The 26,879-nt window shown below is 58.7% G+C and carries 20 protein-coding genes, 1 tRNA gene and 1 other RNA gene; 3 read left to right on the top strand and 19 right to left on the bottom strand.

The features are described from left to right. Positions 1-51: 51 nt before the first annotated feature. Genes bcsE through bcsG form a run of 3 tightly spaced genes read left to right on the top strand, consistent with a single transcriptional unit; the run spans position 52 to position 3,477 of the window. Positions 52-1,611: a cellulose biosynthesis c-di-GMP-binding protein BcsE gene (gene bcsE / locus BWI95_RS08870; RefSeq protein ID WP_076769353.1), complete on the top strand. Its 1,560-nt coding sequence runs from the start codon at positions 52-54 to the stop codon at positions 1,609-1,611. Continuing rightward, positions 1,608-1,808, top strand: coding sequence for a cellulose biosynthesis protein BcsF (gene bcsF, locus BWI95_RS08865; RefSeq protein ID WP_054802682.1), 201 nt, complete (start codon positions 1,608-1,610; stop codon positions 1,806-1,808). The genes bcsE and bcsF overlap by 4 nt, the downstream gene beginning before the upstream one ends. Beyond that, positions 1,798-3,477: a cellulose biosynthesis protein BcsG gene (gene bcsG, locus BWI95_RS08860; protein ID WP_054802683.1), complete on the top strand. Its 1,680-nt coding sequence runs from the start codon at positions 1,798-1,800 to the stop codon at positions 3,475-3,477. Before bcsF ends, bcsG begins: the two co-directional genes overlap by 11 nt. 152 nt (positions 3,478-3,629) lie before the next feature. Here bcsG and BWI95_RS08855 read toward each other — a convergent pair whose 3' ends face one another. From BWI95_RS08855 to BWI95_RS08760, 19 genes are all read right to left on the bottom strand, one after another. Beyond that, positions 3,630-4,625, bottom strand: a complete 996-nt coding sequence (locus tag BWI95_RS08855; RefSeq protein ID WP_076769352.1) for a glycosyl hydrolase family 8 — start codon at positions 4,623-4,625, stop codon at positions 3,630-3,632. Positions 4,626-4,633: 8 nt separating this feature from the next. Next, positions 4,634-5,110, bottom strand: coding sequence for a cellulose biosynthesis protein BcsD (gene bcsD, locus BWI95_RS08850; RefSeq protein WP_415859155.1), 477 nt, complete (start codon positions 5,108-5,110; stop codon positions 4,634-4,636). Further along, complete coding sequence (locus BWI95_RS08845; protein ID WP_076769350.1) at positions 5,107-9,069, bottom strand: cellulose biosynthesis protein BcsC; 3,963 nt, start codon at positions 9,067-9,069, stop codon at positions 5,107-5,109. Before BWI95_RS08845 ends, bcsD begins: the two co-directional genes overlap by 4 nt. Beyond that, on the bottom strand, positions 9,066-11,321 hold the full coding sequence (gene bcsB, locus BWI95_RS08840; RefSeq protein ID WP_076769349.1) for a cellulose biosynthesis cyclic di-GMP-binding regulatory protein BcsB: 2,256 nt from the start codon (positions 11,319-11,321) through the stop codon (positions 9,066-9,068). Before bcsB ends, BWI95_RS08845 begins: the two co-directional genes overlap by 4 nt. Next, positions 11,318-13,423, bottom strand: a complete 2,106-nt coding sequence (gene bcsA / locus BWI95_RS08835) for a UDP-forming cellulose synthase catalytic subunit (RefSeq protein WP_076769348.1) — start codon at positions 13,421-13,423, stop codon at positions 11,318-11,320. Before bcsA ends, bcsB begins: the two co-directional genes overlap by 4 nt. 14 nt (positions 13,424-13,437) lie before the next feature. Continuing rightward, positions 13,438-14,241 carry a cellulose biosynthesis protein BcsQ gene (gene bcsQ, locus BWI95_RS08830; protein ID WP_054802685.1) on the bottom strand — a complete coding sequence of 268 codons (804 nt, stop codon included), beginning with the start codon at positions 14,239-14,241 and terminating at the stop codon, positions 13,438-13,440. Beyond that, positions 14,232-14,660, bottom strand: a complete 429-nt coding sequence (bcsO, locus tag BWI95_RS08825) for a cellulose biosynthesis protein BcsO (protein WP_054802686.1) — start codon at positions 14,658-14,660, stop codon at positions 14,232-14,234. Before bcsO ends, bcsQ begins: the two co-directional genes overlap by 10 nt. A gap of 1,054 nt (positions 14,661-15,714) precedes the next feature. Beyond that, positions 15,715-16,728: a dipeptide ABC transporter ATP-binding subunit DppF gene (gene dppF / locus BWI95_RS08820; protein WP_042713255.1), complete on the bottom strand. Its 1,014-nt coding sequence runs from the start codon at positions 16,726-16,728 to the stop codon at positions 15,715-15,717. Then, a complete protein-coding gene (dppD, locus tag BWI95_RS08815; RefSeq protein WP_042713256.1) occupies positions 16,715-17,707 on the bottom strand; it encodes a dipeptide ABC transporter ATP-binding protein in 993 nt (330 codons plus the stop codon). Before dppD ends, dppF begins: the two co-directional genes overlap by 14 nt. 10 nt (positions 17,708-17,717) lie before the next feature. Next, positions 17,718-18,620, bottom strand: a complete 903-nt coding sequence (dppC, locus tag BWI95_RS08810) for a dipeptide ABC transporter permease DppC (RefSeq protein ID WP_054802687.1) — start codon at positions 18,618-18,620, stop codon at positions 17,718-17,720. A 9-nt stretch (positions 18,621-18,629) separates the two neighbouring features. After that, positions 18,630-19,649, bottom strand: coding sequence for a dipeptide ABC transporter permease DppB (gene dppB, locus BWI95_RS08805; RefSeq protein WP_042713258.1), 1,020 nt, complete (start codon positions 19,647-19,649; stop codon positions 18,630-18,632). 141 nt (positions 19,650-19,790) lie between these two features. Next, the gene (gene dppA / locus BWI95_RS08800) at positions 19,791-21,398 is read right to left on the bottom strand and encodes a dipeptide ABC transporter periplasmic-binding protein DppA (RefSeq protein ID WP_042713259.1); all 1,608 of its coding nucleotides are present in this window, start codon (positions 21,396-21,398) and stop codon (positions 19,791-19,793) included. Between the two features lie 758 nt (positions 21,399-22,156). Beyond that, a non-coding RNA gene (locus BWI95_RS08790) (RtT sRNA) lies at positions 22,157-22,288 on the bottom strand. A gap of 29 nt (positions 22,289-22,317) precedes the next feature. Further along, a tRNA-Pro gene (locus tag BWI95_RS08785) sits at positions 22,318-22,394 on the bottom strand. Between the two features lie 91 nt (positions 22,395-22,485). Then, positions 22,486-24,168 carry a kdo(2)-lipid A phosphoethanolamine 7''-transferase gene (gene eptB / locus BWI95_RS08780; protein WP_054802689.1) on the bottom strand — a complete coding sequence of 561 codons (1,683 nt, stop codon included), beginning with the start codon at positions 24,166-24,168 and terminating at the stop codon, positions 22,486-22,488. 213 nt (positions 24,169-24,381) lie between these two features. After that, positions 24,382-24,813 (bottom strand): organic hydroperoxide resistance protein, encoded by a 432-nt coding sequence (locus BWI95_RS08775; RefSeq protein WP_042718589.1) that lies wholly within the window; start codon positions 24,811-24,813, stop codon positions 24,382-24,384. Between the two features lie 103 nt (positions 24,814-24,916). Continuing rightward, positions 24,917-25,177, bottom strand: coding sequence for a Txe/YoeB family addiction module toxin (locus BWI95_RS08770; RefSeq protein ID WP_054802690.1), 261 nt, complete (start codon positions 25,175-25,177; stop codon positions 24,917-24,919). Continuing rightward, complete coding sequence (locus tag BWI95_RS08765; RefSeq protein ID WP_232045137.1) at positions 25,174-25,428, bottom strand: type II toxin-antitoxin system Phd/YefM family antitoxin; 255 nt, start codon at positions 25,426-25,428, stop codon at positions 25,174-25,176. The genes BWI95_RS08770 and BWI95_RS08765 overlap by 4 nt, the downstream gene beginning before the upstream one ends. Positions 25,429-25,646: 218 nt before the next feature. Next, positions 25,647-26,849: an L-lactate MFS transporter gene (locus BWI95_RS08760; protein WP_076769346.1), complete on the bottom strand. Its 1,203-nt coding sequence runs from the start codon at positions 26,847-26,849 to the stop codon at positions 25,647-25,649. Positions 26,850-26,879: the final 30 nt, after the last annotated feature.

Genomic DNA, 26,879 nt, shown 5'->3' with positions numbered 1-26,879 from the left:
GCTTTCGCTAGTAAACTGAGTTACAGATAAATTCGCTGCAAGAGGGACACCGTGAACCCCATATTTTCTATCGGCATCCAATCATTATGGGACGAATTGCGTCACATGCCTGTGGGCGGGGTCTGGTGGCTAAATACCGACCGTGAACAGGACGCACTGAGCCTGCTTAATCAAACCCTTGCCGCGCAGGATAAAGCGGCGAAAGTCGCGGTAGCGGGCATGGGTCACGACCTGCAAAACCTCATTAAATTAGATAAAAATCACGGCCCGGAAAAAATCGAGCTGTTCTCCATGCCAAAAGAGGAGAATAGTCTATACTTTTTCACCCGCGATTTGCTCAGCTCTATTGACCCGGACAAATATTTAGTGTTTCTGCTCTGTGCGAATAATGCCTGGCAGAATATTCCCGCCCCTAAATTACGCAAATGGTTAGAAAAAACTCACGCCTGGGCGAAATATAATAACTGCACGCTGGTGGTAATTAACCCCGGCAGCAACAATGACAAGCAATCCTCGATTCTGATGAGTGAATATCGCTCGCTTTTTGGTCTGGCGAGCCTGCGTTATCAAAATGGCATTCCGCTATATGATGTAGCGTGGTGGTGTAATGAAAAAGGCATTAGCGCCCGTCAGCAATTACTGCTCACCGAAGTTGAAGGACAGTGGCAATTAGCCAAACAGGAAGAGGCCTCCGTTCAGCCACGCAGCGATGAAAAACGGGTTTTAAGTAATGTCGCCGTGCTGGAGGGCGCACCGCCGCTCTCGGAACACTGGTCCGTGTTTGCCACCAACGAGGCGCTGTTTGAAGAGGCGCGCGCCAGCCAGGCAGCGACGCTGATTTTCGTCCTCGCGCAGAATAGCCAAATCGACGGCCTCGCGCGCCAGATCCACACCCTGCGCCGCCAGCGCGGCAACAATCTCAAAATTATCGTGCGTGAAACCATCGCCAGCCTGCGCGCCACCGATGAGCGCCTGCTGCTCGGCTGCGGTGCGAATATGGTGATCCCGTGGAACGCGCCGCTGTCGCGCTGCTTAACGCTGATTGAGAGCGTACAGGGTCAGCAGTTTACGCGGCTGGTGCCGGAAGATATCTCCACCCTACTGTCGATGACGCAGCCGCTGAAGCTGCGCGGCTTCCAGCCGTGGGAGGTGTTTTGCGATGCGGTGAGCAATATGGTCAACAACACGTTGCTGCCGCCCGATGGCAAAGGGGTGCTGGTGGCGCTGCGTCCGGTGCCGGGCATTCGCGTTGAGCAGGCGCTAACGCTCTGTCGGCCAAACCGTGTCGGCGATATTGTCAGCATGAGCGACAACCGGCTGGTGCTCTTCCTATCTTTCTGCCGGGTGAACGATCTCGATACCGCGCTGAACCACATCTTCCCGCTGCCGACGGGCGATATCTTCTCTAACCGCATGGTGTGGTTCGAAGATAACCAGATTGCCGCCGAAGTGGTGCAGATGCGCGCCCTGCCGCCGGAGCGCGCCTCAAAGCCGCTGCCCGCCACGCGTCAGGAGAAGAAGTTGATTAATGTCGAACACGATGGCACCAGCTGGCGTCGTATCCCCCAACCGCACCGGTTATTAAGCGATGTGACGGAGCCCTCCTCATGATGTCAATCAGCGATATTATTCAGCTTATCGTGCTTTGCGCGCTGATCTTCTTTCCGCTGGGCTACCTTGCGCGCCACTGGCAGCGCCCGTTACGTACCGCGCTCCGTTTAACTTTTACTAAACCCCGCTATGTAAAACCGATTGGCGTTTTACGCAGGGATTCGCACGCCAAGGCAGACCGTAAACATGACAAATAATACGATCCCCTCTTCTGCGCCATCGCCGCTGTGGCAATACTGGCGCGGCCTTTCCGGCTGGAACTTCTACTTTCTGGTGAAGTTTGGCCTGCTGTGGGCCGGATATCTTAATTTCCACCCGATGCTGAACCTGGTGTTTATGGCCTTTCTGCTGGTGCCGCTGCCGCGCCTGAGCCTGCATCGCCTGCGCCATTGGGTGGCAATCCCGCTCGGCTTTGCACTCTTCTGGCATGACACCTGGTTGCCGGGGCTTGAAAGTATGATGAGCCAGGGCACGCAGGTGGCGGGCTTTAGCGCCGATTATCTGCTCGACCTGGTAACGCGCTTTATCAACTGGCAGATGATTGGCGCGGTGTTTGTGCTGCTGGTAGCGTGGCTCTTCTTGTCGCAGTGGATTCGCGTCACGGTGTTCGTGGTGGCGATCATGATCTGGCTGAACGTGCTGACCTTAACCGGCCCGGCCTTTAATCTCTGGCCCGGCGGCCAGCCGACTACCACGGTCACCACCACCGGCGGTTCGCAGGCGGCAACGGTTGCCGCTGCGGGCAATACGCCGGTAGTCGGCGATATTCCGGCGCAAACGGCCCCGCCAACCTCGGAAAACCTCAACGCATGGCTTGCCAGCTTCTATGCGGCGGAAGAGAAGCGTCAAACCACCTTCCCGACGCAGCTGCCCGCCGATGCGCAGCCGTTCGATCTGCTGTTTATTAATATCTGCTCCCTGTCATGGGCCGATATTGAAGCCGCCGGTCTGGCATCGCACCCGCTCTGGTCGCACTTCGATATTGAGTTTAAAAACTTTAACTCGGCAACGGCCTACAGCGGCCCGGCGGCGATCCGTCTGCTGCGCGCAAGCTGCGGCCAGCCATCGCACAAAAATCTCTATCAGCAGGCGAATAACCAGTGTTATCTCTTTGATAACCTGTCGAAACTTGGCTTTACCCAACAGCTGATGATGGATCATAACGGCGAGTTTGGCGGCTTCCTGAAAGAGGTGCGCGACAATGGCGGCATGCAGGCGCCGCTGATGAACCAGGCGGGTCTGCCGCCGACGCTGCTCTCCTTTGACGGCTCGCCGATTTTTGACGATACCGCGGTGCTTAACCGCTGGATGGAATCAGACAGCTTCAAGCAGGGCAAACCGACCGCCACCTTCTATAACCTGCTGCCGCTGCACGATGGCAACCACTATCCGGGCGATCGCAAAACGGCGGATTACAAACTGCGGGCGCAGAAGCTGTTTGATGAGCTGGATGCCTTCTTTACGCAGCTTGATAAGTCCGGGCGCAAAGTGATGGTGGTGCTGGTGCCGGAGCACGGCGCGGCGTTGCAGGGGGATAAGATGCAGGTTTCCGGCCTGCGCGATATTCCAAGCCCGTCGATTACCAACGTGCCGACGGCGATTAAGTTCTTCGGCATGAAAGCGCCGCATCAGGGCGCGCCGCTGGTGATTAACCAGCCGAGCAGCTTCCTGGCGGTGTCGGAGATTGTTACCCGCGTGCTGGATGGCAAAATCTTCACCGAAGATAGTGTCGACTGGGATAAGTTGATTGGCAATCTGCCGCAAACCGCGCCGGTATCGGAGAACGCCAACGCGGTGGTGATCCAGTACCAGAACAAGCCGTACGTGCGGCTTAACGGCGGCGACTGGGTGCCCTATCCGCAGTAACACCCTTGCCTGATGGCGCTGCGCTTATCAGGCCTACGAAAACCGCTCCGGTGGTATTCGCAGGCCCGGTAAGGCGCAGCCGCCCCGTCCATTGATACCGCACACGTAGGCCGGGTAAGGCAAAGCCGTCACCCGGCATCAGACCGCAGTTGTTAACGCTGCTGCGCCAGCCAGACCAGCATCTTCAGGCTGGCGGAATAATAATCATCCTGGGCGGTAATCTGCGGCTCGCCCGTCGGCTCGCCAACGGTTAAATCCCGCACCGCCAGCAGCCCCTCGTTCATGTTGTAAGGCGCATTCTCGTTGCTGGTCACATTGACCCACGCCGGTGTTTTGCTGCGCTCAAACCCCTGCCACCAGCTGCGCCACGGCGTTAACAATGGGCTCTGCGGATTGTGCCAGGCGATGTAGAGCGGCACGCGAATGGCGTCGTAACTCATACGCGGCGGCCACTCTGTTGCCGGGCTAAAGGTACCGTCCGCCGAGAGCGACACCCAGTCGGTCGGCAGGCGCGGCTTGCCGAAGGCCATCTTACCCACCATTTTTTGCCCGTCATCAATCAGTTGCTGCCAGATCACCCGGTGGCTGCGGTTGGCGAAATCCTGCCACGCCGGGAAGATGAAGTAGGAGGGGTTCAGCGTCACGCGGCTGTTGAGGTTAAAGCCCTTCGCCCCCGGCAGCATCACGTGATAGCCAGCAAAATTAATCACGGTATGTTTCAGCACCGCCTGGGTAATGGCGTCCGACGCGGCGGTATACGCGGGCAGATTCCAGCGCTCACCCGCCTTCAGCAACGCCCAGGCGATAAGGATATCGCCGTCGGTGGCATCATTTTTATCGGCAATCGGATCGGCCTCCACCGGGTTATAGCGCCAGTAAAAGAGGCCGTTTTCCTTGTTTTGCAGCGTGGTATGCGTCCAGTGCCACATGCTGTCGAACGCCGCTTTATCGTTATTGCCGACCGCCATCAGCATGGCGAAACCCTGCCCTTCGGTGTGGGAGACGTTGTTATTGCCGGTATCGACAATCCGCCCGTCGGGCATTAAAAAGCGCGCTTTGTAGCTCTCCCAGGCGGTCGCGGCCTGCGACACGGTGGAAAAGAGCAGACTGGTTAACATCACCATCGCGGCAAAGAGGGGTTTAAACATAGTGAGTCTCACTCTGGGTTGGCGTAGCGAAAGAGAACATCCGAGACAGAATAGAGTGCTTCCCGGCTAAACACGAGGCGCGCATCGCCGCCCTGATCCTGCATCCAGCGGCCATAAAGCCCTTCAAGCACGGCGCAAAAGGCGTGACACCAGCGCGTCTGCTGCGCCTCATCGCGGGCGACGGGCAGCGCGCGGTGGCGAAAAGTCATCCCGCTGTCGCTGGCCTCAATATCAATCACGCCCCAGTTGAAGGCGGCAAGCCTGGCGTTGATCGCCGCTTCCAGCTCACCAACGGTAGTTGATGCCATAAGCGGCGTCTGCATGGCCAGCGTCTCGCCCATCTGGCGCAAAAACGGCAGGCTCTGCGCTTCGCCGACGTTTCTCACCATGCCATCGACCATCACGCTAAGCAGATCAAACCAGCCCGGCGGCGTCTGCTGTTGCTGATGCCAGGCCAGTTCAGGGGACAGGTTGGTGGTCATTATTTCTCTCCCAACATATACCGCAGCCAGAGGCCTGCGGTGCTTTCGTTATAACTGCCGAAGGTGTCGTACCCGACGTTGCCACCCACCGACATATTTTTGTTCACGTTGTAATCCAGCCCGGCGCGGAAGTTGTAGCCAATGCCGTTTTGCGACGAGCCACGATACTGCGCCTCTTTGATAAAGCCGAGCGCCGCCAGTTGCTCCAGCATCCCCTGCGCCTGCGGAGAGGTCGGGAAGTAGTCGCTCTTATCCTGGGTGTAGGATTGATACCCCACCGCGCCGCCGAGGCGCACTCTCCAGTTATCGATCTTCTGCGTGAAGTCCACCGGCAGCGAGACGCTGACATAGTTCTGCGGGCTGAAGTAACCGCCCTGGCCGAAGGTGAAGTAGCTGAGGTTTTTCGCGTAATCCATCCAGCTAATGCTCAGCCCGGTCTGTAGCTGGCGGAAATCATCATGCCACGGGCGTAAATAGACCCCGGCGTTTGCGTTGAGGCTGCTGTTGCTGGCCACGTTTTCGCCGAGATAGCTGTAGCCACCGCCGCCGACGTAGAACCCGGCATCGCCATCATCGTAGCTCAGTTGCGCACTGCCGCCGTTTTTGGTCACCCGTCCCCAGCGCTCGCCGGAGAACTTATCCTGCAAGCCGACGTAGGAGAGCAGGCTGTCGGTCACCGCGCGGCGTTCGCCGGTAAGGATCAGCGTCAGGTAGTTGGTCAGCTTCGGCGACCACTTCACGCCGCCCACCAGCGTGCTGAGATCTTCCCCCAGCGGCGTGGTGCCGATATCGAACTTATAGCCTTCGCCGCTCAGCGCCATGTTCAGCTCAACGCCATTGCCGTTCTGCGCATCGGTCGAGGCGCGGATCGGATCGTTATAATTTTTCTTATAGGTCGACTCGCTCAGACTCTGTAAACGGCTTGAGCCGAGCAGCGTGCTGAGGTTGTCGAAACCCTCTGTGGTAAAGGGTGATAGTTTCCCGGCGTCGGCGTAACGGGCCAGGTCGGTGAACTTATCGCTGCCGTCAGTGGCGGTTGAACTGTTCGCCGTTTTAATGGAAGTCGCCAGATTGGTCGCCGCATCCGCCAGAGGGTTACTGCCGTAGCGCCGCCAGGCATCACCCGACGCGCTGCCGGAACTAAGGGAAACCGGCGTGGCGGTCAACTCAAAGCGCGACTCGCCAAACGGCGAGCTGGACCAGGTAAGCGGTGCTTTCGCCTCCGTCAGCTTGCTGGTGCCCGTCTCGCCATCGCGCCCGCGGATCGCCACCCCGCCCTGCAACCACATGCCGGTTTTCTCGTTCATCTGCTGCATCATCTCGTCCACCTGGCGCAGGGTGCGGCTTTGCGTGGTCTCGATCGGCAGATCGGTGCGTGCGGTACCCGGCAGTTGGCTACCCGGCTCGCGCGCCGTCTGCGCCACCTGCCACGGCATAGCTTGCCCGTAAGGGGACGGTGTTTTACTGGTGGTGGTGAAGGGGTTATCCGCCAGCAGCACGCCGCCAAGGGTTGGCGTGCCGGTGCCGTTGCTCTCCTCCAGCCCGACCAGCTTGCCGCGCGCGCTGCGTAAATAGGTCATCGCCTGCTGGTGGTTGCCTTTCGCCTCCTCCAGCCGCGCCAGTAACAGCAGGCGGTCCGGCGAGCTGCCGCTGCGCAGGCCGCTGGCGAGGGTTTGCGCTTTCTCGACGTTGTTCTCTGCCAGCGCGACATCAATCGCGCCGACGCGTGCCGCCTGATCGTCGCTGTCGCGGGTCATCAGGTAGTCATAGAGCACGCCCGCCTCTTTGTTCATCTTGCCGGACTGGTACAGGCGCCCCATCGCGAACATCAAATCGGTGTTCTGCGGGTCGTTTTGCAACGCGCGGATCAGCGTGTCGTACGCCGCGGCGTAGTTCCCCTGCTCGCGCAGCCTGTCGGCCTCGTTGATGACATAGCCATTGCGTACCCCGGCAAGCTGCGCTGGCGTGCTGCGCGCCTGCATCTCGGGGCTTTCGACAAATGTCTGCGCTTCGGCGTTGAGTCCCGCCTGGTTGAGCACGGCAATCTGATCGGCATAATCCCCGGCGTTGCCCTGCACGCCCTGGCGCATATTGCCGCGCACCAGCGCCACCGCCGAGGTGAGATCGCCGCTGCGCGCCAGCATGCGCGCCAGTTTTCCGGCATCGACGGGGCTGGCGGGCGAGGTTTGCGCCAGCGCTTTCAGGGTATTGGCGGCAGCGGTCATATTGCCCTGCGCCAGATAGCGCTCGGCGGTGATCATCTGTAAGTTGTAGTTGGCCCGCTGCGCCAGCTCGCGCATCTGCGTCGTCTGGCTGGCTGGCGAAATGCGCCCCAGCAACGCGCTGGCCTGCTGCCAGCCGCCCTGCTCACTGGCGAACAGCGCAGCGGCATAGAACGCGCTGGCCCCTGCACCCTGACGCTGCGCGGGCAGCATCACATTCGCCGCCTCGTTCTCCTGCCCGGCCTGCACCAGCAGACGCGCCAGATCGAGACGCAGCCAGCCATCATCCGGTAAGCGCGCCACGCCCTGGCGCAGCACGGCAATCGCCTGCTCGCGGTTGCCGCTTGCCGCCAGCTGTTGCGCTTCGCGGCGCAGCGGATCGCCCGGCGTGCCGCTTACCGTGCGCGGTTGCAGCTTTGCCTGTAGCGTGGCGGGCAAGGTGCGCAGAATAGTTTGCGCCTCGGCGGTTTTGTTCTGCTCACGTAACACGTAGTAGAGGTTTTCCCGCGCCGGAGCGTTTTGCGGTTCGCTATTCAGCACGCCGCGCAGCGCCTGCTCCGCCTGTGGGTAATCTTTGTTCTGGCGCAAGACATCGGCACGAAACAGCTTCGCCGCCGTGCCGCGATCGCCGTTCTGCTCTGCCAGCGGCGCGGAGATCGCCAGCGCCTGGCTGAGGTTCCCCTCTTTCAGCGCCTGCTGCGCCTGCGCCAGCTGGCCGTAAAAGGCGGCATCTTCCGCCTGCGCCCGGCGCTCGTCAGAAGCGTCGCCGCCCTGGCTTGCTGCCCGGCTCAGATACTGCGCCGCCGCCTGGTAATCACCGTTGCGCTGGGCGATATAACCCATGCCCGCCAGCGCGTCGGCATCCTGTGGGTTGGTTTGCAGCACCTGGGCAAACTGGCGCTTGGCCGCGCTGCTGTCGCCGCTGTTCAGCGCCTCAAAGCCTGCGCCCTTCGCCCGCCCGCCGATGCTTTTGCGATACCAGGCCTGCATTTCGCTGTCGTCCGGATGACGCTGCAACCAGGTGTCGTAGAAGCGCTCATCGCCCGCCTGCGGCGCGAGCCATAACAGCGCCTGACGCAGCCCCTCGTCAGCCTCTTTGCTGCCGCCTGCCATCGGCTCCAGCGCCAGCATCCCTTCGCGCCGCGTCGCCTCCTGCCAGGTGAGCAGTTTGCCGAGCGCGATGCGCGCAGCGTTATCCTGCGGATGTTGCTCAACCAACGCGCGCAGCTGCGCCAGCGCCTGCGGGTAGAGGCTTTTGTCGCTCGCCATGGTGAGGTAATACTCCGGCGCCAGGCTCTGCGGCGGCGTATCGCCGTTAAACAGGCCGTGCCAGGTCTCCAGCGCCGCCGGAATATTGCCGCTGCGCGCCTGCTGCCGCGCGAGGGTTAGCTGCCCCTGCGGCACCTGCGCCAGCGCGTTGGCGTTATCGAGTGCTTGCAGGCTGCCATCGGCCGGGGCGGTTTGTACCAGCCGCGCGCGCCACTGCGCAGCGCTTTTCAGATCGCCATTTTGCTGCGCCCACAGCGCCAGTAGGTAGAGCGCCTGGGTGTTGTTGGCATCGACCATCAACACCTTTTGTAGCGACGCCGTCGCCAGATCGTCATGGGATTTCTCATGCCAGTAGTTGGCCTGATCAAACAGCGCTTTTAGCGCCGCCGGGTTAGACGCGGCCTGCGCCTGGCCGAGCGCCGCGAAGCTGAGCGCGCCGGAGAGGCAAAATAACGCGGTGATCTTTTTCATTTCTGCTTCTCCGGGTTGAGTCGTTTACGCTCGCGCTGTTTCAGGGTGCGGTAGAGCAGCCCGCCCACCAGCGCGCCCAGCAGCAGGCCGAGCAGCGCCAGCAGCGCCGAGTGCTGGTTGGCATACCAGATAATCATCATCTGCGGCGGCATCTCGCCGCTCGGGAACTGCTCGCCGACGCGGAAACTGCGCACGCCGTTCTCATCGGTGATGATCGCCGCATCGCCGCGAATCCCGGCGTTGATGGTCGCCGAGGAGAGATCGTCATGCAGTTGCGCCAGCTGGGCGTCACTGCTGCCGAGCGCCAGCACCACCAGCCGTTTGCTGCTCCACGGCGAACGGAAGCTGACAAAACCGCGCCACGCTTCGTTGGAGGAGAAGTAGCGATCCGCCTCCAGCCCGTCGGCGGCCCAGTCGCCGGTCATCCAGCGCTGCGCCTTCTGCCATGCGCTGGGTTTACGTACGCCGAGCGTGCTGTCATGGGCGGTGAAAGGTGAGTCAGCGAGCAGCGCACGGTTAAACTCATGCTGATCCATGCCGCTGATCGCCAGCACATCGCGCTTCTCCAGCAGCTCACGTGCCTCGCCGCCGGACGGCATGCCAAGCAGCACGCGGTTATGGGTTAATGCCGTGCCGGTGGCGTTACCGGCGCGCGCCGCCATATCCAGCAGCGTTGCGAGTTGCGTTTCGCTCGGCGCGGACGGCAGCATCAGCACCGTTTCGGCGTAATCCGCCAGCCGGGTGAAGGGGAATGAGGCGCCGACGAAGTAGGAGAGATTGGGCAGCAGCGCGAAGTGGCGCGTATGGCTGAGATCGATCCACGAATGCTCGTCAATGCGGCTCTTGATGTTGTTGTTCAGCAAGGTGCTGCACGGCGCATCCGTCTTCGGCACGATATTGAAGTAGAGGGAGAGCTGGTTGTCGCCATAGATCATGTAAGGCTCAAGTGGCATATCAAACTGCTCCTGGCGGGCATCGCCACCGAGCTTGTGCCACAGCTTCTCCAGCGCGCCCTGCTTGTTCACCGGCAGGTTGTGCAGGAAGGTGTTGTTGAGCGTCATGCTCAGCCACGAGCGCTCTTCATCGATCCAGTTCTCGGTCGGGAAGCGGTAACCGATATGCAGCGGAATGGTCTCGCCATCCCACAAAAAGAGATCCGGCGCGGCGCGAAACGCAACCTGTAACGACGGGTGCCAGATGCCAGTGGCGGTCAGGTTTTGATCCTTGCGGATCAGTTCTGAGAGCATCACCGGACGATCGGTGGCGATCCAGCGCGGCGCATCATAGGGCTGGCTCAGCGGCAGCTTCTGCGCGGCGACTTCTGTGGCAGCCGTTTGCGCATTGAACTCGCCGCGCGTCAGCCGCCAGGCCGCCGCCCGCAGCGCTTCATCATCTTTGCCCACCACCAGCAACAGCTTATAGACCGGGTTAGCCGGGTTATCGATGATCTTCAGCAGCGGCTGTTGGCTCTGCGGCAGCATCAGGCCGCCGATCTGCTCGCCTGGGTGACCAATCAGAATGCCGTTCTTCTCCGGCAGCCGGTCGTGGTAAGCGGCAAAGGCGACGCCGCGATAATCGGCCTGAATGCCTAACCATGAGGCAATCAGCGCTCCGGCGCTAAGGGCATCAGGACTCAGTTTCGCCGAAAAAGCGATGGCGATGGCGGCAGGTGTCATCTGCATGCTGTCGAAAAAGGGGCGCGGGAAGTGGCTGAGATCGGCACCAATATCGAGCTGCTGCCCCTCCAGCTCAAAGCGCGAGTCCGGCAGAATGGTCACATACCTTTTGGTGTCGGCATCGCGCTGGCACTGCGCGGCGTCACCGCCGTTGATTTTGAAGCTGAGGTTATTGCTGGAGACCATCAGCGCCGCCGGAACATCAAGCTGGTAGCGGGCGGTATCGCCCTCAACGGCGCTCAGCGGCACGGTGCCGAGCGGTTGCCCGTTCAGCATCAGTTGCAGCGTGGCGTTAGCCGCCGCCAGCGCCGGGGAGATTTTCAGGTTCAGCGCCAGCCGCGCGTTAGTGACTACCTGATCGACCGGCAGGGTGAAATCGACGCCGCCCTGGAACTGGCCGCCGCTAAGCGTCAGGCCCTGCGGCTGGCCCATCTGCGCCAGCGACACGCTTTCGACGCGCGAGGGGGCAAAGGCGGAGACCGCAGGCAGCAGCGCGTCAACGGAGGTCGGCTCGCTGTGCAGCGGCGCGGTGACCAGCGCGCTGGCCAGCAGGGTTAATAAGGTGAGACGTTTCATACCCGGCCCTCCTCCTGCGCTTTTTCGCCGCGCAGGCGGCGGTTTTCGCGTCGCGAACGCCAGGTGAGCCAGAAGAGGTCAAAAACGCAGCGCACAATGGTCAACATCGAGCGGAACGGGTTGTCCTGCGGTTTCGGCGGGTGGATCCACGCATCGGCACGCGCCAGCACCACGCGCACCAGTTCGCGGCGGCGCGCCAGCGGAATATCATTGAACATCAATCGGATGGCGCTCTCATCGCTGGCGACGGTCTGTACCGGCAGGGCAATCGCCCCGGAGTGCAGCAGCAGTTCGATCTCCTCGATCTCATCCTTTAAGTGACGATCGTCCGGCGCGACAATGCGGCAACCACCCATCGACAGATCCGCCGTCTGGCTGCGGGAGACAATGCCGCTGGCGTAGTGGATCAGCACCGGGATTTCGACCTCAATGCGGATGGTTTTACGGGTTTGCCGCGTTTCGCGCGCCACCGCAATCGCCGCCAGCAGGAAGATGAGGCTGTATAACCCCCAGCCGACGTTGAGGGCAATCACGCGCGGATCGACGCCGAAGTAGTCGTGGGCGCAAGCGCGGACAATCCCGGCAATCACCCCTGCGCCAAGCAGCAGGGCGATAATCAGGTGCGGGCGCACCACGCTGAAGTCGAAGTAGCCGACGTTAAGCAGGCCACCCTTGTCGGTGACGTTGAATTTGCCGCGTTTCGGAAACAGCATGGTGACCGCCGTCGGCAGCACAATGTGGAAGGCGAGCACCAAGTCGTAAATCTCGCCCCAGAAGCTGTAGCGAAAGCGCCCATTCAGCCGCGAGTTAACATACACCGCGAGAAAGAGGTGCGGCAGCGCGTAGGCGAAAATCAGGCTCGCCGAGGAGTGAATGATGTTGAGGTTAAAGAGCAAGTAGGCCAGCGGCGCGGTTAAGAAGGCGATGCGCGGCAGGGCAAACTGGTAATAGAGCATCGCGCTCAAGTAGCAGAGCCGCTGTTGCAGCGTCAGCCCGCGCCCGAGCAGCGGGTTGTCGAGACGGAAGATCTGCGTCATGCCGCGCGCCCAGCGGGTACGCTGAATAACATGCAGCACCAGCCGCTCCGTCGCCAGCCCCGCTGCCAGCGGGATATCAATAAACGCCGAGCCCCAGCCAAGACGCTGCAACTTCAGCGCGGTGTGGGCATCTTCGGTCACAGTTTCGACCGCAAAGCCGCCAATCTGATCGAGCGCGCTGCGGCGAATCACGGCGCAGGAGCCGCAAAAAAAGGTGGCGTTCCAGTTGTCATTCCCCTGCTGGATTGGGCCATAGAAGAGTGCCCCTTCGTTGGGAATATTGCGCCCGACCGAGAGATTACGCTCGAACGGATCCGGCGAGTAGAAGTAGTGCGGCGTCTGCACCAGCGCCAGTTTCGGATCTTGCAGGAAACCGCCGACGGTAGCCTGTAAAAAGATGCGCGTCGCCACGTGGTCGCAGTCAAAAACACAAATTAACTCGCCGTGGGTCAGCTTCATCGCATGGTTGAGGTTGCCCGCCTTCGCATGGGCATTGTCATTGCGCGTGATGTAGCCGACGCCGACATCGGCGGCAAACACCGCGAACTCGCTGCGTTTACCATCGTCGAGTAGGTAGATCTTCAGTTTGTCACGCGGGTAGTCGAGGCACTGCGCCGCCAGCACCGTGTCGCGCACCACCTCCAGCGGCTCGTTATAGGAGGGGATATAGACATCGACCGTTGGCCACAGGCTGGTGTCATCCGGCAGCGGCACAATGTCGCGCTTCAGCGGCCAGGCGGTTTGCAGGTAGCTGAGCAGCAGCATCACCCAGACATAGACTTCGGCCAGAAACAGCCCCATGCCGAGCAGCGTTTCAATTTCCGAGTTGAAGTGCAGCGTCTGGGTCAGGCGAAAGTACATGTAGCGGGTGGAGAGCAGCACCGACATCGCCACCATCACCAGCGAGACGCTGCGCTTTTTACTGATAGTGCCCGCAATAAACAGCGCGCCGATGCTGATGAGACCAAAAATATACTGCTTCTGGCTGTCCATCGGCGTGATGATCACCAACAGGGCGAGCGGCAGCATAACCAGCGCCAGCAGGAGAGAGAGGATTTTTTTCATAGTTGTCCTGACGCTTAAAGCCCCGACATGCGCGGCGAGCTGTGCAGCGTGCCGTCGCCAATGTTGACGCCCAGCATGCCAGCGGCGCGTTTGGCGATAAGCTCAATATCAAATGCCGCAGCCGAAGCCGGGCTGAAGTCGAACACCGACTGCTGTGAAGCGTTGGCTTCCACCACGCTTTCGTCGCGGTGCAGCACGCCGAGCAACTGGTTGCCGAGGCGCTGCTCCATAAATGCGGTGACATCACGGCTGATTTGGCGGCGATTATCGCTCTGGTTGAGCACCACAAAGTGGCCCGCTTTCTGGTTCAGCACATCTCCGGTGAGGCGGTGGTTTTCAATCTGCGGCAGCAGTGAGAGCGAGGCGCTATCTGCCAGCAACGGAATCAGGTGCAGATCGGCCTGGCGCGACAGGGCGGTTAACGCCGCTGAGGGGCCTGTCGGGAAGTCGGCGACAATAATCAGCCCCGGGTAGTTAAGCAGCGTGTTCAGCCCACGGGTGAGGAAGTGCTCATCATGGGTGAGGCGCTCTTCAAAGTCGCAGCGCTGCGCGTCGGTGGCATCGCCATAGGGCAGGACAAAAATATTGCCGCCGGCGGTGAGGACAAACTGGCTCCAGTCGGAGGCATCCGCAGCGCGGGCGACATAGCCGCGTGTGTCGGAGAGCGGCACGCCGAAGTGCAGGCGCAGGCTGTTTTGCACGTCGAAATCGAGCGCCAGCACTTTGCTGCCGTTGCGGGCCAGCGCATAGGCGAGGTTCGCCGCGAGGGTCGTTTTCCCTGTCCCACCTTTCGGCGAGCAGACACAAATCAGCGGCATGCGGCAATCCTTTCTAGCAACGGTTGTAGAGGCTGGTTTTTCTGGCTGCGCGGTTTAGTTTGCGCGGGTTTCGCGGCAAACAGCTGCTCATAATGAATGCTGACGTCACGCTGCGGCGGTGCGGCCGGGCGCTGTGCTGGCGCGCTTTCGGGTTGGCTGGCGATCGCGGTGTCGCGGATTGGCGGGGGCATCATTTGTGCTTCTGAAGCGAAGCGCTCGATATCAACAGGTTGTGGAACAGAAGAGGCCACATGCCCGCCCAGCGCCAGCCCGGCATTTTCATCGGCGGGCGCGAGCTGGTTGAGGATCGCCCAGTTACCCTGGTCGGCGGCAAGGGATTGGGTAGAGAGGTCTTTGAAGGCGTGATGCTGTTTGCCGCTCTTCTCCCTGAATCTCTGCAAATCATCATAATGCTTCATGGTTAAATCCGTGATTTACGCAATAAACGAATACTCCCCACCAGCAGGAGAGGCTCTTCTGCCACGCGTAGGGTGATGAATGTGTTTTTATTGGCGGTACTGTTTATGAGGGTACAGGTGAATGAAACGGCGATGACCTGCGGCCTGCGGTTGCGCTATTAATTTTAGTGGTGCTAATTCGCGCTTTAACTGGCACTAAATATATAAACAATGCTGCTGTTTGCATCTTTTTTTTTAAGCGCGAAGAGGGGTTACAGCGTTAATCGCTGCCAATAAATAGACGTGCGATATTTATACGAACACCAAAGGCAAATCAGATTATTTAAACAGCGGTTAGGCGCGAGAAAAGAGCATAAACAGAATAATGCAGCACGAAGAGCTTCTGAAACCGCGTAGGCCTGATAAGCGAAGCGCCATCAGGCATTTTCTCCGCCGCACCATTGCCGGATGGCGGCTGCGCCTTATCCGGCCTACGTAATCCGAGCTACTGAAACCGTGTAGGCCGGATAAGCGTTAGCGCCATCCGGCATTATCGCCGCGGCACCGATTGCCGGATGGCGGCTGCGCCTTATCCGGCCTACAAAAACGAGCCTACAGCGACACTGACTTTGTTTTTATCTGCAATATGACAGCGAGGGGTTGTGTCCCCGCTGAAATCGGCGAACCGGAGCGGGAATGACAAGGTCTGGACGCCATGGATGGCGGACAGAGGCGAACCGAGACATGGACGAGTCCCGTAGGGGCGAGTAAGTCGAGTCGAGCCGGCCGCAGTCAGGCGCGCGGGAGGTGAGCGCAGTGCGCAGCACCGATTTCCTTGCGGGGCCGCGGGGATTGACAAGGGGAGCGCGGCCGCTCCCCTTGTCCCGTTCACCGCATAAATGGTTAATGAAACTCCCCAGCGCCTGGTGAACGGAACCATTCCACTGAGGTAATCTCATTGCCGAATGGCGCGTAAAACGCTTATCCGGCCTATGGAACGGAACCCTTCCACCAATGCCCCATGCAAGCCCCATTGCCGGATGGCGGCTTCGCCTTATCCGGCCTACAAATCAACCTACACCTGTGGAATCTCGCGATTCTCATCCTTATCCACCGCAAAACAGGCCACCAGCTGACCATTGTAATCCTTCAACTGCGGCTGCAACTGCGTGCAGGGGCCGAAGCGCCGGCTACAACGGGCATTAAAGGCACAGCCCGGCGGCGGGTTGAGCGGGCTCGGCAGCTCGCCGGTGAGCTTAATGCGCTCGCGGCGATCGTCCGGGTTAAGCCGCGGCGTCGCGGAGAGCAGCGCCTGGGTGTAAGGGTGGCGCGGGTTGGCAAAGATCTGCTCTTTGCTGCCCTTCTCCACGCAGCGGCCGAGATACATCACCATGACTTCATCGGCAATGTGCTCCACCACCGACAGGTCGTGCGAAATAAAGACGTAGGAGAGCCCTAAATCCTGCTGCAGATCCATCATCAGGTTCAGCACCTGCGCACGCACGGAGACGTCGAGCGCGGAGACCGGTTCATCGGCAATCACCACGTCCGGGTCGAGCATGAGGCCACGGGCGATAGCAATACGCTGACGCTGACCGCCGGAGAACATATGCGGGTAGCGGTCGTAGTGCTCGGTTTTCAGCCCCACTTTCGCCATCATCGCCAGCGCTTTCTCGCGGCGCGCCTCTCTGCTGAGGGAGCTGTTAATCAACAGCGGCTCTTCGAGGATCTGCCCCACTTTTTTACGCGGGTTCAGCGAGCCATAGGGGTTCTGAAAGACGATCTGGATTTTCTGCCGACGCAGCTTCTGCGCCTGCGGATCGTGCTTGAGCAGATCCTGGCCCTGGTAGTACAGCTCGCCGCCGGTCGGTGTTTCAATCATCGTCAGCAGGCGGCCAAGCGTTGATTTACCGCAGCCGGACTCGCCGACCACCGCCAGAGTTTTACCGCGCTCCAGCGAAAACGAGACGCCGTCCAGCGCTTTAACCAGGCGCTCCGGGGCGAAAAAGCCCTTCTTCACCGGGTAGTGTTTTTTCAGGTCGATCGCCTGCAACAGCGGCTGCTGCGAAGTGGCCTCATGCGTACTCATAATTCGGCCTCCCGGCATCATCGAGTGGGTAGTGACATTTGGACTGGCGGCCGCCGTCGACGGTGTTCAGATCCGGCTCATCGACGCGGCATTTGTCCGTCGCATAGGGGCAGCGCGGGTTGAGCAGACAGCCGCTCGGGCGGTCATATTTCCCCGGTACTACGCCCGGCAGCGACGCCAGACGCGCTTTGTCCTGGGCAAACTCCGGCAGCGCGCGCAGCAGCGCCTGGGTGTACGGGTGACGCGGCGCGCGGAAGATATCCCGCGATTCGCCCGCTTCCACCACCTGGCCTGCATACATGACGATGATTTTGTGCGCCGCTTCCGCCACCAGCGCCAGATCGTGCGTAATCAGGATCAGCGCCATGTTCTTTTGCTGCTGCAACTCCAGCAGCAGTTCGATGATCTGCGCCTGAATGGTAACGTCCAACGCAGTGGTCGGTTCATCGGCAATCAGCAGCTTCGGCTGGCAGGCAATCGCCATCGCGATCATCACGCGCTGGCTCATACCGCCCGAAAGCTGGTGCGGGTAAACGTCCAGCCGCGAAGCCGGGTCGGGAATACCGACCTGGTTGAGCAGGTCGATCGCCCGCTGGCGGCGGGTTTTCTTATTGCCGCCCTGATGCACTTTGATCGCTTCCATAATCTGGAAACCGACGGTGTAGCAGGGGTTAAGGCTGGTCATCGGATCCTGGAAAATCATCGCCACTTCCGAGCCGACCAGGCTGCGGCGCTCTTTTTCCGAAATCCGTTTTAAATCCTGACCGTTAAACTCCAGCTTCTCTGCCATGACGCGGCCGGGGAAATCAATCAGCCCCATGATCGCCAGCGAGCTGACCGATTTACCGGAGCCGGACTCGCCGACGATGCCGATCACTTCGCCCTGATTTACGCTGTAGCTAATGCGGTCTACGGCGCGGAACTCGGCACCAACGTCGCCGAAGTGCACCGATAATTTATCTACATTTAATAACGCCATCTCGAACCTCTTACTGCTTCAGTTTGGGGTCGAGCGCATCACGCAGTCCGTCACCCATCAGGTTAAATGCCAGCACCGTCAGCAGGATCGCCAGACCCGGGAAGGTCACGACCCACCAGGCACTCTGTGCGAACTGCAACACGTCGGAGAGCATGGTGCCCCACTCCGGTGTTGGCGGCTGCGCACCCATGCCGAGGAAGCCAAGGGCGGCCATATCGAGAATGGCGTTGGAGAAGCCGAGCGACGCCTGAACAATCAGCGGCGCAAGGCAGTTCGGGAAAATATTGACGAACATTTGGCGCATCGCGCCTGCACCCGCCACGCGGGAAGCAGTCACATAATCGCGGTTCACCTCCACCAGCACGGCGGCGCGCGTCAGACGCACATAGTGCGGCAGGGCGACAAAGGTTAATGCCAGCGAGGCGTTAACTATCGACGGGCCGAAGATCGCCACCAGTACCAGCGCCAGCAGCAGGCTCGGCAGTGCCAGCATGATATCGACGACGCGCATGATGATGTTGTCGATAAGCCCGCCAAAGTAGCCCGCCACCAGGCCGAGGATAATCCCGGCGACCAGCGACAGTGCCACCACGAGGCAGCCAACCAGCAGCGAGAGGCGCGCGCCGAACATCAGGCGCGACAGCGTGTCGCGACCCACATCGTCGGTGCCGAGGATATGCGTCCAGGTGCCGCCATCCTGCCAGACCGGCGGTGCCAGCAGCGCATCGCGGAACTGATCCGCCGGGTTATGCGGCGCGATGAAGTTGGCGAAGATGGCGATAATCAACATCACCACCACGTAGGCCAGGCCGACTACCGCGCCTTTGTTGCGTTTGAAGTAGTGCCAGAACTCCTGCAGCGGCGTCATTGGCACCGGTGCAGAGACAACTTTATTTTCAGTAACTTGTGACATGATGGCCCCTTACTTCTTATGCCGAATACGCGGGTTCACCACGCCGTACAGCAGGTCGACCAGCAGGTTGACGAGGATAATCATCGTCGCGACCAGCAGCACCCCACCCTGCACCACCGGATAATCGCGGCGTTGCAGTGCATCAATCAGCCAGCGGCCAAGGCCCGGCCAGGAGAAGATGGTTTCGGTCAGGATCGCGCCCGCCAGCATGGTGCCGACTTGCAGACCGATAACCGTTACCACCGGCAGCATCGCGTTGCGCAGCGCGTGGACGATAATCACCCGCATACGGGTCAGCCCTTTGGCGCGCGCGGTGCGGATATAGTCTTCGCCCAGCACTTCCAGCATCGAGGAGCGCGTCATACGCACAATCACCGCCAGCGGAATGGTGCCGAGCACGACGGCCGGTAGGATCATGTGCGCGACGGCATCAATAAAGTTGCCCTCTTCGCCCCAGATGGCGGTGTCGATCAGCATAAAGCCGGTTAACGGGTTGGTGTCATCGAGGAACACCATATCGCTGACGCGCCCGGAGACCGGCGTCAGGTTTAGCTGCACCGAGACCAGCATAATCAGCATCATGCCCCACCAGAAGATCGGCATGGAGTAGCCGGTCAGCGCAATGCTCACCGCGGTGTGATCGAAGATGGAGCCGCGTTTGACCGCAGCGAGTACGCCCACCGGAATGCCGACGGCAACGGCGAAGATCATCGCGCAGACGCCCAGCTCCAGCGTGGCTTTAAAGCGCGGTACGAATTCGTCCCACACCGGAAGACGGCTCTTCAATGAGAGACCTAAATCGCCGTGCAATACGCCCCACACATAGTGGACATACTGTTCCCACAGCGGCTTGTCGAGACCGAGCTCGGCCAGCAACTGAGCGTGACGCTCAGGGGAGATACCACGCTCACCCGCCATGATCATCACCGGATCGCCGGGGATCATATGAACAAAGGCAAAGGTGAGAAGGGTGATACCGATAAACGTCGGGATAACTAACCCCAGACGTCGGAGGATGAACTGCAACATAACCCGGATTCTCAGTAGTGACGCGACGCCTGGCGACGGCACGTCTGTATTGCTCACAAATGTATTTCCACTCTCATCACAAGAGGGAACAGACCTTTCCCCCTCTCCCAGCGAAGAGGGGGAAGTCAGGCATTTTACTTATTATTCGACAGAGACGTTTTCGAAGTGGTGTTTGCCTAATGGATCAACCACATAGCCTTTCACTTCTTTACGCACTGGCTCATAGACGGTGGAGTGCGCGACGATCAGCGCCGGAGCCTGGTCATGCATCACTACCTGCGCTTGTTTGTAGAGCTCAATACGCTTGTTGTGATCGTCAGTGGCGCGCGCCGGCTGAATCAGATCTTCAAACGGCTTGTAGCACCAGCGCGAGTAGTTGGAGCCATCTTTTGCTGCTGCGCAGCTGAACAGGGTGGCGAAGAAGTTATCCGGATCCCCGTTGTCGCCGGTCCAGCCCATCATAACGGCCTGGTGCTCGCCCGCTTTCGCACGCTTGAGGTATTCGCCCCACTCGTAGGTGACGATTTTGGCCTGTACGCCCACTTTCGCCCAGTCAGACTGGATCATCTCTGCCATACGGCGCGCGTTCGGGTTGTACGGACGCTGTACCGGCATCGCCCACAGTTCAACGGTGAAGCCCTTCTCATGACCGGCTTCTTTCAGCAGCTGCTTCGCCTTCTCCGGATCGTAAGTGTAGTCTTTAACGTCGTCGTTATAGCCCCACATGGTCGGCGGAATCAGGTTTTTCGCCGCAACGCCCGCGCCCTGATAGACCGCTTTGATGATCGCTTCTTTGTTTACCGCGTAGGTCAGCGCCTGACGCACTTTCACATCATCAAACGGTTTTTTCTCGGTGTTGAAGGACATGTAACCGACGTTCAGGCCAGCCTGCTCCATCAGGTTAATGTTTTTGTCCTGCTTCATGCGCGCGATGTCAGCCGGGTTCGGGTACGGCATCACCTGACATTCGTTTTTCTGCAATTTGGCGTAACGCACGGAAGCATCCGGCGTAATGGAGAAGACCAGGCGATCAATCTTCGGCTTGGTGCCCCAGAAGCCTTCAAACGCTTTGTAGAGAATGCGCGAGTCTTTCTGGTATTGCAGCAGCTGGAACGGACCGGTACCGATTGGGTTGAGGTCAACTTTGTCCGGCGTGCCGGCTTTCAGCATGTTGTCCGCGTACTCTTTGGAGAGGATGGAGGCGAAGTCCATTGCCAGGTCAGCGAGGAACGGCGATTCCGGGCGCGTCAGTACGAACTGCACGGTGTGATCGTCGACTTTTTTCACTTCGCTAATCAGATCCGGCAGACCCATGCCTTCGAAGTATTCGTAGCTGCCGCCAGAGATTTTATGGTACGGGTTCTGGGCATTTTTCTGGCGATCGAAAGAGAACACCACGTCATCGGCGTTGAATTCACGCGTCGGTTTGAACTCTTTGTTGTCCTGCCATTTCACGCCTTTGCGCAGGTGGAAGGTGTAGGTTTTGCCGTCTTCGCTGATGTCCCACTTCTCCGCCAGACCCGGAATCACTTCCGTGGTGCCGGTTTTGAACTCAACCAGACGGTTATAAATTGGCACAGAGCTGGCATCGTAAGTGGTACCAGAGGTGAAAAGCTGTGGGTTAAAGCCTTCGGGCGAACCTTCAGAACAATAAACCAGGGTTTTAGCCTGCACGCTTGCCGCGACGGTCATGGCCACCAGGCTAAGACCGAGCTTCAGCATCCCTGACTTCTTCAAGGAAATACTCATTGATTCTGCTCCAATGTGATATGTGTTGTTACCCATGCAGTGGGTATGTCCGACAGGCCTTTTTTAGTTTTTTACCCGGTCTGGTCGGTTGTGCCCGCAGGCGTTATGAGAGATGGGGATTCCTTTCACAAGGTTGACTGAGTTGCAGTACAGATTCTCCATGAAATGCCCCTCATGCCCTACAATCTGTCAACAGAATGTCAAAACGTCAATACAGGTAACCGGGATTTACAACGACGGTGAGAATCGGCAAACAAAGTTAAAAAAAAGTTCAAGCCACCATATTCAGCAGGGAAATTTATGCTAAGGGCGCGGAGGCAGAATATTCCCCTTATAAAGCGCCCTTACCCAGTGATTAACATTCATGCAGATTATGAAAAATTTCTATCACAATGATGATTATCTGAGCGGTATATCCCGCGAACGCTAAAACGCACAGCGCAAAATGCTGACTTTATCCATAAGCAACGCGAAAAAAGATCGTTAGATATATAAATAAATACGATGGAATATCGCAAAAAATAGCCGTCAGGCAGCGGGAAGCAGGGATAAGGAGAGTTTCAGCGGGTTTTGGTTTTTCACGGATGGATTGGCTGCAGAATGGTCGGTTTGCCGGATGGCGCGTGAACGCTTATCCGGCCTACGGAATTGAGGGTTTTGCTGAATCGCGTAGGCCTGATAAGGCGAAGCCGCCATCAGGCAATTGTGCTGACGCAGAAAGCAAAAAACCCAACCTTGCGGTTGGGTTTTTCTGAATTTGGTCGGTGATAGAGGATGACTCGCCACTGCGTGGCTCGCCCTGCGGGCCGTTGCTGCGCAACGTTCTCTCGCTGCGCTCGAGTCGAACCTCCACCCCCGGAGGTTCTCATCCTCTTTTCTTCAGATGCAAAAAACCCCGCCGAGGCGGGGTTTTCAAATTTGGTCGGTGATAGAGGATTCGAACCTCCGACCCCTTCGTCCCGAACGAAGTGCGCTACCAGGCTGCGCCAATCACCGAATGCGGGGCGCATCTTACTGCCGCCGACATGCCCCGTCAATCCTTTAATCGAAAAAAGCTAACTGACTGGCGAGAAAGCCAGCAGCGCCGTTACTTCGCGGCCTGCGCCGGCAAACGGCACCAGTTATTGTTCTCGTTAATGCCACCGTCTGGTGAGGTATAACCGAGGCAACCCATAATGGTGTCGTACAGCTCAACGTGGCGGCGCGGCGTTTTATAGGCCGCCTGCTGCTTAAGCTGCGCCAGCATCTGCGCCTTTTGCGGATCTTCAAGGTACTTATCAGACATCCACACCATCATCGGCACGCGGAACTGCTCCGGCGGTGCCATATGGCGCGGCGTGCCGTGCAGGTGCTCCTGCTCATTGATCGATTCGCCGTGATCCGCTGCGTAAAACACAATCGCTTTGCGGTCGCGCATCTTATCGATCACGCTATCGATAAAGTGATCGACATAGGTCACCGAGTTATCGAAAGAGTTAATCATCTCCTCTTTACTGCACTTGCGATCGACGCCCATGCACTCCGGTTTCCACTGCGCAAAGCTGCGCGGGTAACGCTGGGTATAGTTAAAGTGCGACCCTTTGGTGTGGAGAATAATCATATGCTTACCGTTGGCGTTATCCGCCAGCGAGCGGTCCATCTCATCGACCAGCAGCATATCGTCAACGTGCTTGCCACGGTTGCGCGGCTCAGCGCCAATCTGCTCGCGGTAGGCGATATTGTCCGCCATGGTGTTGCTGTAGAACCACATTTCGCTCTGCATGGCGTAGAGATCGCTGGAGAAGCCAAGCTGCTTGAGCACCGCGAAAATATTCTGCTCTTTCAGGGTACGCTGCGGGTTGGTCTCCGCCCCGCCTTCGCGCACAAACATACAGCGCAACGAGAGCTTCGTCGCGGTATCGCACGAGTAACCGCGGAAGGCGACGAGGTTCTTCTCCTGCGCCAGCTTCGGCGTCGTGTTTCGTTCATAGCCGAGCATGCCCATATGGTCCCAGCGCGTGGTCTCGCCGATGATAAACACCACCCAGGTATCATCAATATCCTTCGGCGCGACGTAGGTAAACTTCGTCGCTGGGTTCATCAATGAACTGTTATCTGAAGACTCATCAACGCGCGCCCAGGCATAGAGCCCCAGCGCAGAGAGCCAGTTAGAGGGCAGATAGGAGTTAGCAACCACGCCGCCGTAGCTTGGCAGGTCAACGCCCGAAGCGCGCTCGGTCTGCTTCTGCTGCACATCCATCAGGCGAATCGGCCCCCACACCAGCAGCCCGGCTAACACCACCAGCCCTGCGCTGCGAATGCGCGCGCCAGGCTGACGTAGCTGGCGCAGCAAGGTGTCGCGGCAGCGGTTGTGCCAGATAAAGAGCAGGGGGAGCGCGCTCACTGCCACGATCCAGACGAACAGCTGCCAGCCCACCACCTCTTTGGAGAGGTCAATATCCGTGGTCATCACCGAGGCGATAATGCCGTAGCCAATCACCACGTTGAGAAAAGTCATGTAGTAGCTGGCGGCGGCCGAGAAGACCACAATCAGCGAAGTCAGAATACGCCAGACGCGTCGGCCAAACAGCGACAGGACGCGCAGCAAGAAGAAGGTGACCAGTACGGTCGCGACCAGCTCCACGGCAGCAGAGAGCCCTTTCAGCAGGGTGAATGCGTGCGCGTAACCATCGAACCGACGGTAAAACACTGCGCTATTCATAAACAGGCCGATATACAACGCAAGCAGGAAGCTCAACTTCTGCTGGGTTATCGTTTTGATATAGTTCATGCAAGCAACTCAAAAAAGAGGAAAAAGCTCCTGAAAGCGAAAGTCATTCACGCGCCAGGCTAAAAAATGCGAAGGAAGTTAATACGTGAAACTTCTGAAGCGCGCTAAGTAGACCATAGCGGCAGAGAAAAGTGTCAATGGGAGATGAGATTCGGCCATATATTTACAAAAAATAGATGGCCGATGACAAAAAATGTTAACCGCGATGGGTTATCAGGAGGTAATTACATTGAGTTTTACATCAATGTTACCGCGAGTGGCATTGGAGTAAGGGCAGACAATATGCGCCTTTTGCACCAGCTCTTCCGCTTCTTTGTGATCCATGCCCGGCAGGTGGATATCCAGCTGCGCTTCGATACCAAAACCGGTCGGCAACGGCCCAATGCCTACCTGACCTTCAATGTAAGCATCCTGCGGCACTTTCTTCTTCTCGGTCGACGCCACGTGTTTTAGCGCGCCAAGGAAACAGGCCGAGTAGCCCGCTGCGAAAAGCTGTTCCGGGTTGGTCACTTCGCCGCCAGGGCCGCCCATCTCTTTCGGTACGCCCAGTTTGACATCCAGCACACCATCAGAGGAGGTTGCACGGCCATCGCGTCCCCCGGTTGCTTTCGCTTTAGCACGGTAAACCACTTTCTCTAAAGACATTTGTGACTCCTTCTGTTGGATGAACCTGATTAATAAGGATAGTCGCTTTGCGGAAAGTGTGCGGCGCAAAGAGAGAAAAGCCTCGCGAAAGCGAGGCCAGGCATTAAAGATTTACGTAGTGGTAGCGGCAAGAAACGATAATCAGCGAGTCATCTTTTATGTAGTAAACGAGACGATGCTCTTTGGTGATGCGGCGCGACCAGAGCGGTTTATGGTGCTTAAGCGCTTCCGGCTTTCCGAGCCCCTGAAAAGGGTGCTCAAGCGCATCCCTGACAAGGGTATCAATCTTCTGCTTTACCTTAGGGTCGTTCTGCTTCCAGAAATCTATATCAGCTTGCGCTTCCGGCGTTATCCTGGGCGTCATTCAAATTTATATTCCTGTAGGTCGCCGCTTTCCGCCTGTTGGATGCTGCGCTCAATATGCGCGGCGTTGACCGGATTACTGAACAGATGAAGCGTCTCTTGCATAGAGGCAAACTCCTCGGCATCGATAACCACCACGCTTTTAGCCCCTTTGCGGGTGACAAGGATCGGTGCCAGCTCGTCATTTGCCTGCTGCATCAGCGAGGCCAGGTTCTGGCGGGCGTCGGTGTAGTTAACATGTTGCATATTCATCTCCCAGATTCTGTTACGCGAGACACTATAGCCCACGTACAAGTACCTGTACATATAGAACCCCGCCCTTTACGCAACGGATGGCAGGGCGAAATCATAGCGGGCCGTGAAAGTTAGCATTGCGATCGCCCGCAACAATCGTTGATGGCGTGAGAAATTCAGAAAATAACAAGGCCGCGACGATTGCCGCGGCCTGCAAAGGTGTAGCCAGTTCGTTATTACGCGTGCGCTTGCTGGTAGACCTCGCGCTGCGGCTGGCGGATGGTGGTGGAGAGAGCCAGCGACAGGATCAGCAGGGCGAAGATGACACAGAAGGTGACATAAAAGCCGCCGAACAGTGAGGCGATAATCGAGCCGCAGATGCTGCCAATACCGAAACCGAGGTAAATCACGCCGTAGTTTTTCGCCAGGTTGTTGAGGCCGAAGAACTCACTGACCAGCGACGGGAAGACGGTGATGGTACCGCCGAAGTTGAAGGCAACGCAGGCGATGGCGGCAAAGAAGCTCACGGCGTTCAGCGGTGCGAAGAGCAGTGCGGCCATGCCGACTAATGAAATCACCTGACCAATGGTAATCACGCGGATACGGGCAATCTTGTCAGAGAGGATACCCAGCACCAGGCGGCCGCTGAGGTTGGCAATCGCAATCACCGTTACCGCATTGGCAGCAGTGGCAATATCCAGATGCACCATCCCCTGCGCAATATCTTTCGCCACGCCAATCACATACAGGCCGCTCATGCAGGCGGTCAGGAACATCACTGCCAGCATCCAGTACTGCGGTTTACGCATTGACTGCGCCAGCGTGAAGTCATTTTCCACTACGCCGTTAACGGTGGAGACTTTCTGCAGCGGCGCATCGGTCATCAGCATCGCACCGAAGACAATCATCACCAGCGTGATCGCGCCCCAGATCATAAAGGTGCTTTCCAGGCCGACGGTCGCCAGCAGATGGCTGTCGATAAATTTAAAACCGAGGCTGCCAAGGCCGTAAGAACCGATAGAGAAGGCAGAGATCAGCCCTTTGCGCTCCGGGAACCACTTCACGCAGTTAGAGAGGGTTAACAGGTAGCCCGCGCCATCTGCCAGGCCAACCAATACGCCTGCGCTGAGCCACAGCATCATCAAATTGGTCGCATGAGCGGTGAGGAAGAAGCCAAGCCCGAGCAGCAGGCCGGAGGCGATGGTGACGCGCTTCACGCCAAAACGCTCCTGCAGTTTACCGGCTACCGAGGAGGAGAGCGCGAGGCCAAGGCTCAGCAGGCCAAAGGAAAATGCGACCTGGCTTACCGGCTCGCCCAGTTTTTCCGCCAACGAACTATTGAACAAACTCCAGGTGTAAACCGATCCTAACGCAAACTGCGTGATGATGGTGCCGACCAGCGTCAGCCAGCGAGTGTGTTGAGCAAAGGAACTATTCATGGCAGTTGTCCCGCAGAAGAATAAAAAGGA

The sequence above is a fragment of the Kosakonia cowanii JCM 10956 = DSM 18146 genome, assembly GCF_001975225.1.
Lineage (GTDB): Bacteria > Pseudomonadota > Gammaproteobacteria > Enterobacterales > Enterobacteriaceae > Kosakonia > Kosakonia cowanii.
Note: the sequence above shows the minus strand (reverse complement) of the source record. Positions and strands in the feature narration are given on the sequence as shown.

Coding starts and splice junctions, on each gene's coding strand:
- bcsF (WP_054802682.1), top strand. CDS start 1,608: ATGATGTCAATCAGCGATATTATTCAGCTTATCGTGCTTTGCGCGCTG.
- bcsG (WP_054802683.1), top strand. CDS start 1,798: ATGACAAATAATACGATCCCCTCTTCTGCGCCATCGCCGCTGTGGCAA.
- BWI95_RS08855 (WP_076769352.1), bottom strand. CDS start 4,625: ATGTTTAAACCCCTCTTTGCCGCGATGGTGATGTTAACCAGTCTGCTC.
- BWI95_RS08845 (WP_076769350.1), bottom strand. CDS start 9,069: ATGAAAAAGATCACCGCGTTATTTTGCCTCTCCGGCGCGCTCAGCTTC.
- bcsB (WP_076769349.1), bottom strand. CDS start 11,321: ATGAAACGTCTCACCTTATTAACCCTGCTGGCCAGCGCGCTGGTCACC.
- bcsA (WP_076769348.1), bottom strand. CDS start 13,423: ATGAAAAAAATCCTCTCTCTCCTGCTGGCGCTGGTTATGCTGCCGCTC.
- bcsQ (WP_054802685.1), bottom strand. CDS start 14,241: ATGCCGCTGATTTGTGTCTGCTCGCCGAAAGGTGGGACAGGGAAAACG.
- bcsO (WP_054802686.1), bottom strand. CDS start 14,660: ATGAAGCATTATGATGATTTGCAGAGATTCAGGGAGAAGAGCGGCAAA.
- dppF (WP_042713255.1), bottom strand. CDS start 16,728: ATGAGTACGCATGAGGCCACTTCGCAGCAGCCGCTGTTGCAGGCGATC.
- dppD (WP_042713256.1), bottom strand. CDS start 17,707: ATGGCGTTATTAAATGTAGATAAATTATCGGTGCACTTCGGCGACGTT.
- dppC (WP_054802687.1), bottom strand. CDS start 18,620: ATGTCACAAGTTACTGAAAATAAAGTTGTCTCTGCACCGGTGCCAATG.
- dppB (WP_042713258.1), bottom strand. CDS start 19,649: ATGTTGCAGTTCATCCTCCGACGTCTGGGGTTAGTTATCCCGACGTTT.
- dppA (WP_042713259.1), bottom strand. CDS start 21,398: ATGAGTATTTCCTTGAAGAAGTCAGGGATGCTGAAGCTCGGTCTTAGC.
- eptB (WP_054802689.1), bottom strand. CDS start 24,168: ATGAACTATATCAAAACGATAACCCAGCAGAAGTTGAGCTTCCTGCTT.
- BWI95_RS08775 (WP_042718589.1), bottom strand. CDS start 24,813: ATGTCTTTAGAGAAAGTGGTTTACCGTGCTAAAGCGAAAGCAACCGGG.
- BWI95_RS08770 (WP_054802690.1), bottom strand. CDS start 25,177: ATGACGCCCAGGATAACGCCGGAAGCGCAAGCTGATATAGATTTCTGG.
- BWI95_RS08765 (WP_232045137.1), bottom strand. CDS start 25,428: ATGAATATGCAACATGTTAACTACACCGACGCCCGCCAGAACCTGGCC.
- BWI95_RS08760 (WP_076769346.1), bottom strand. CDS start 26,849: ATGAATAGTTCCTTTGCTCAACACACTCGCTGGCTGACGCTGGTCGGC.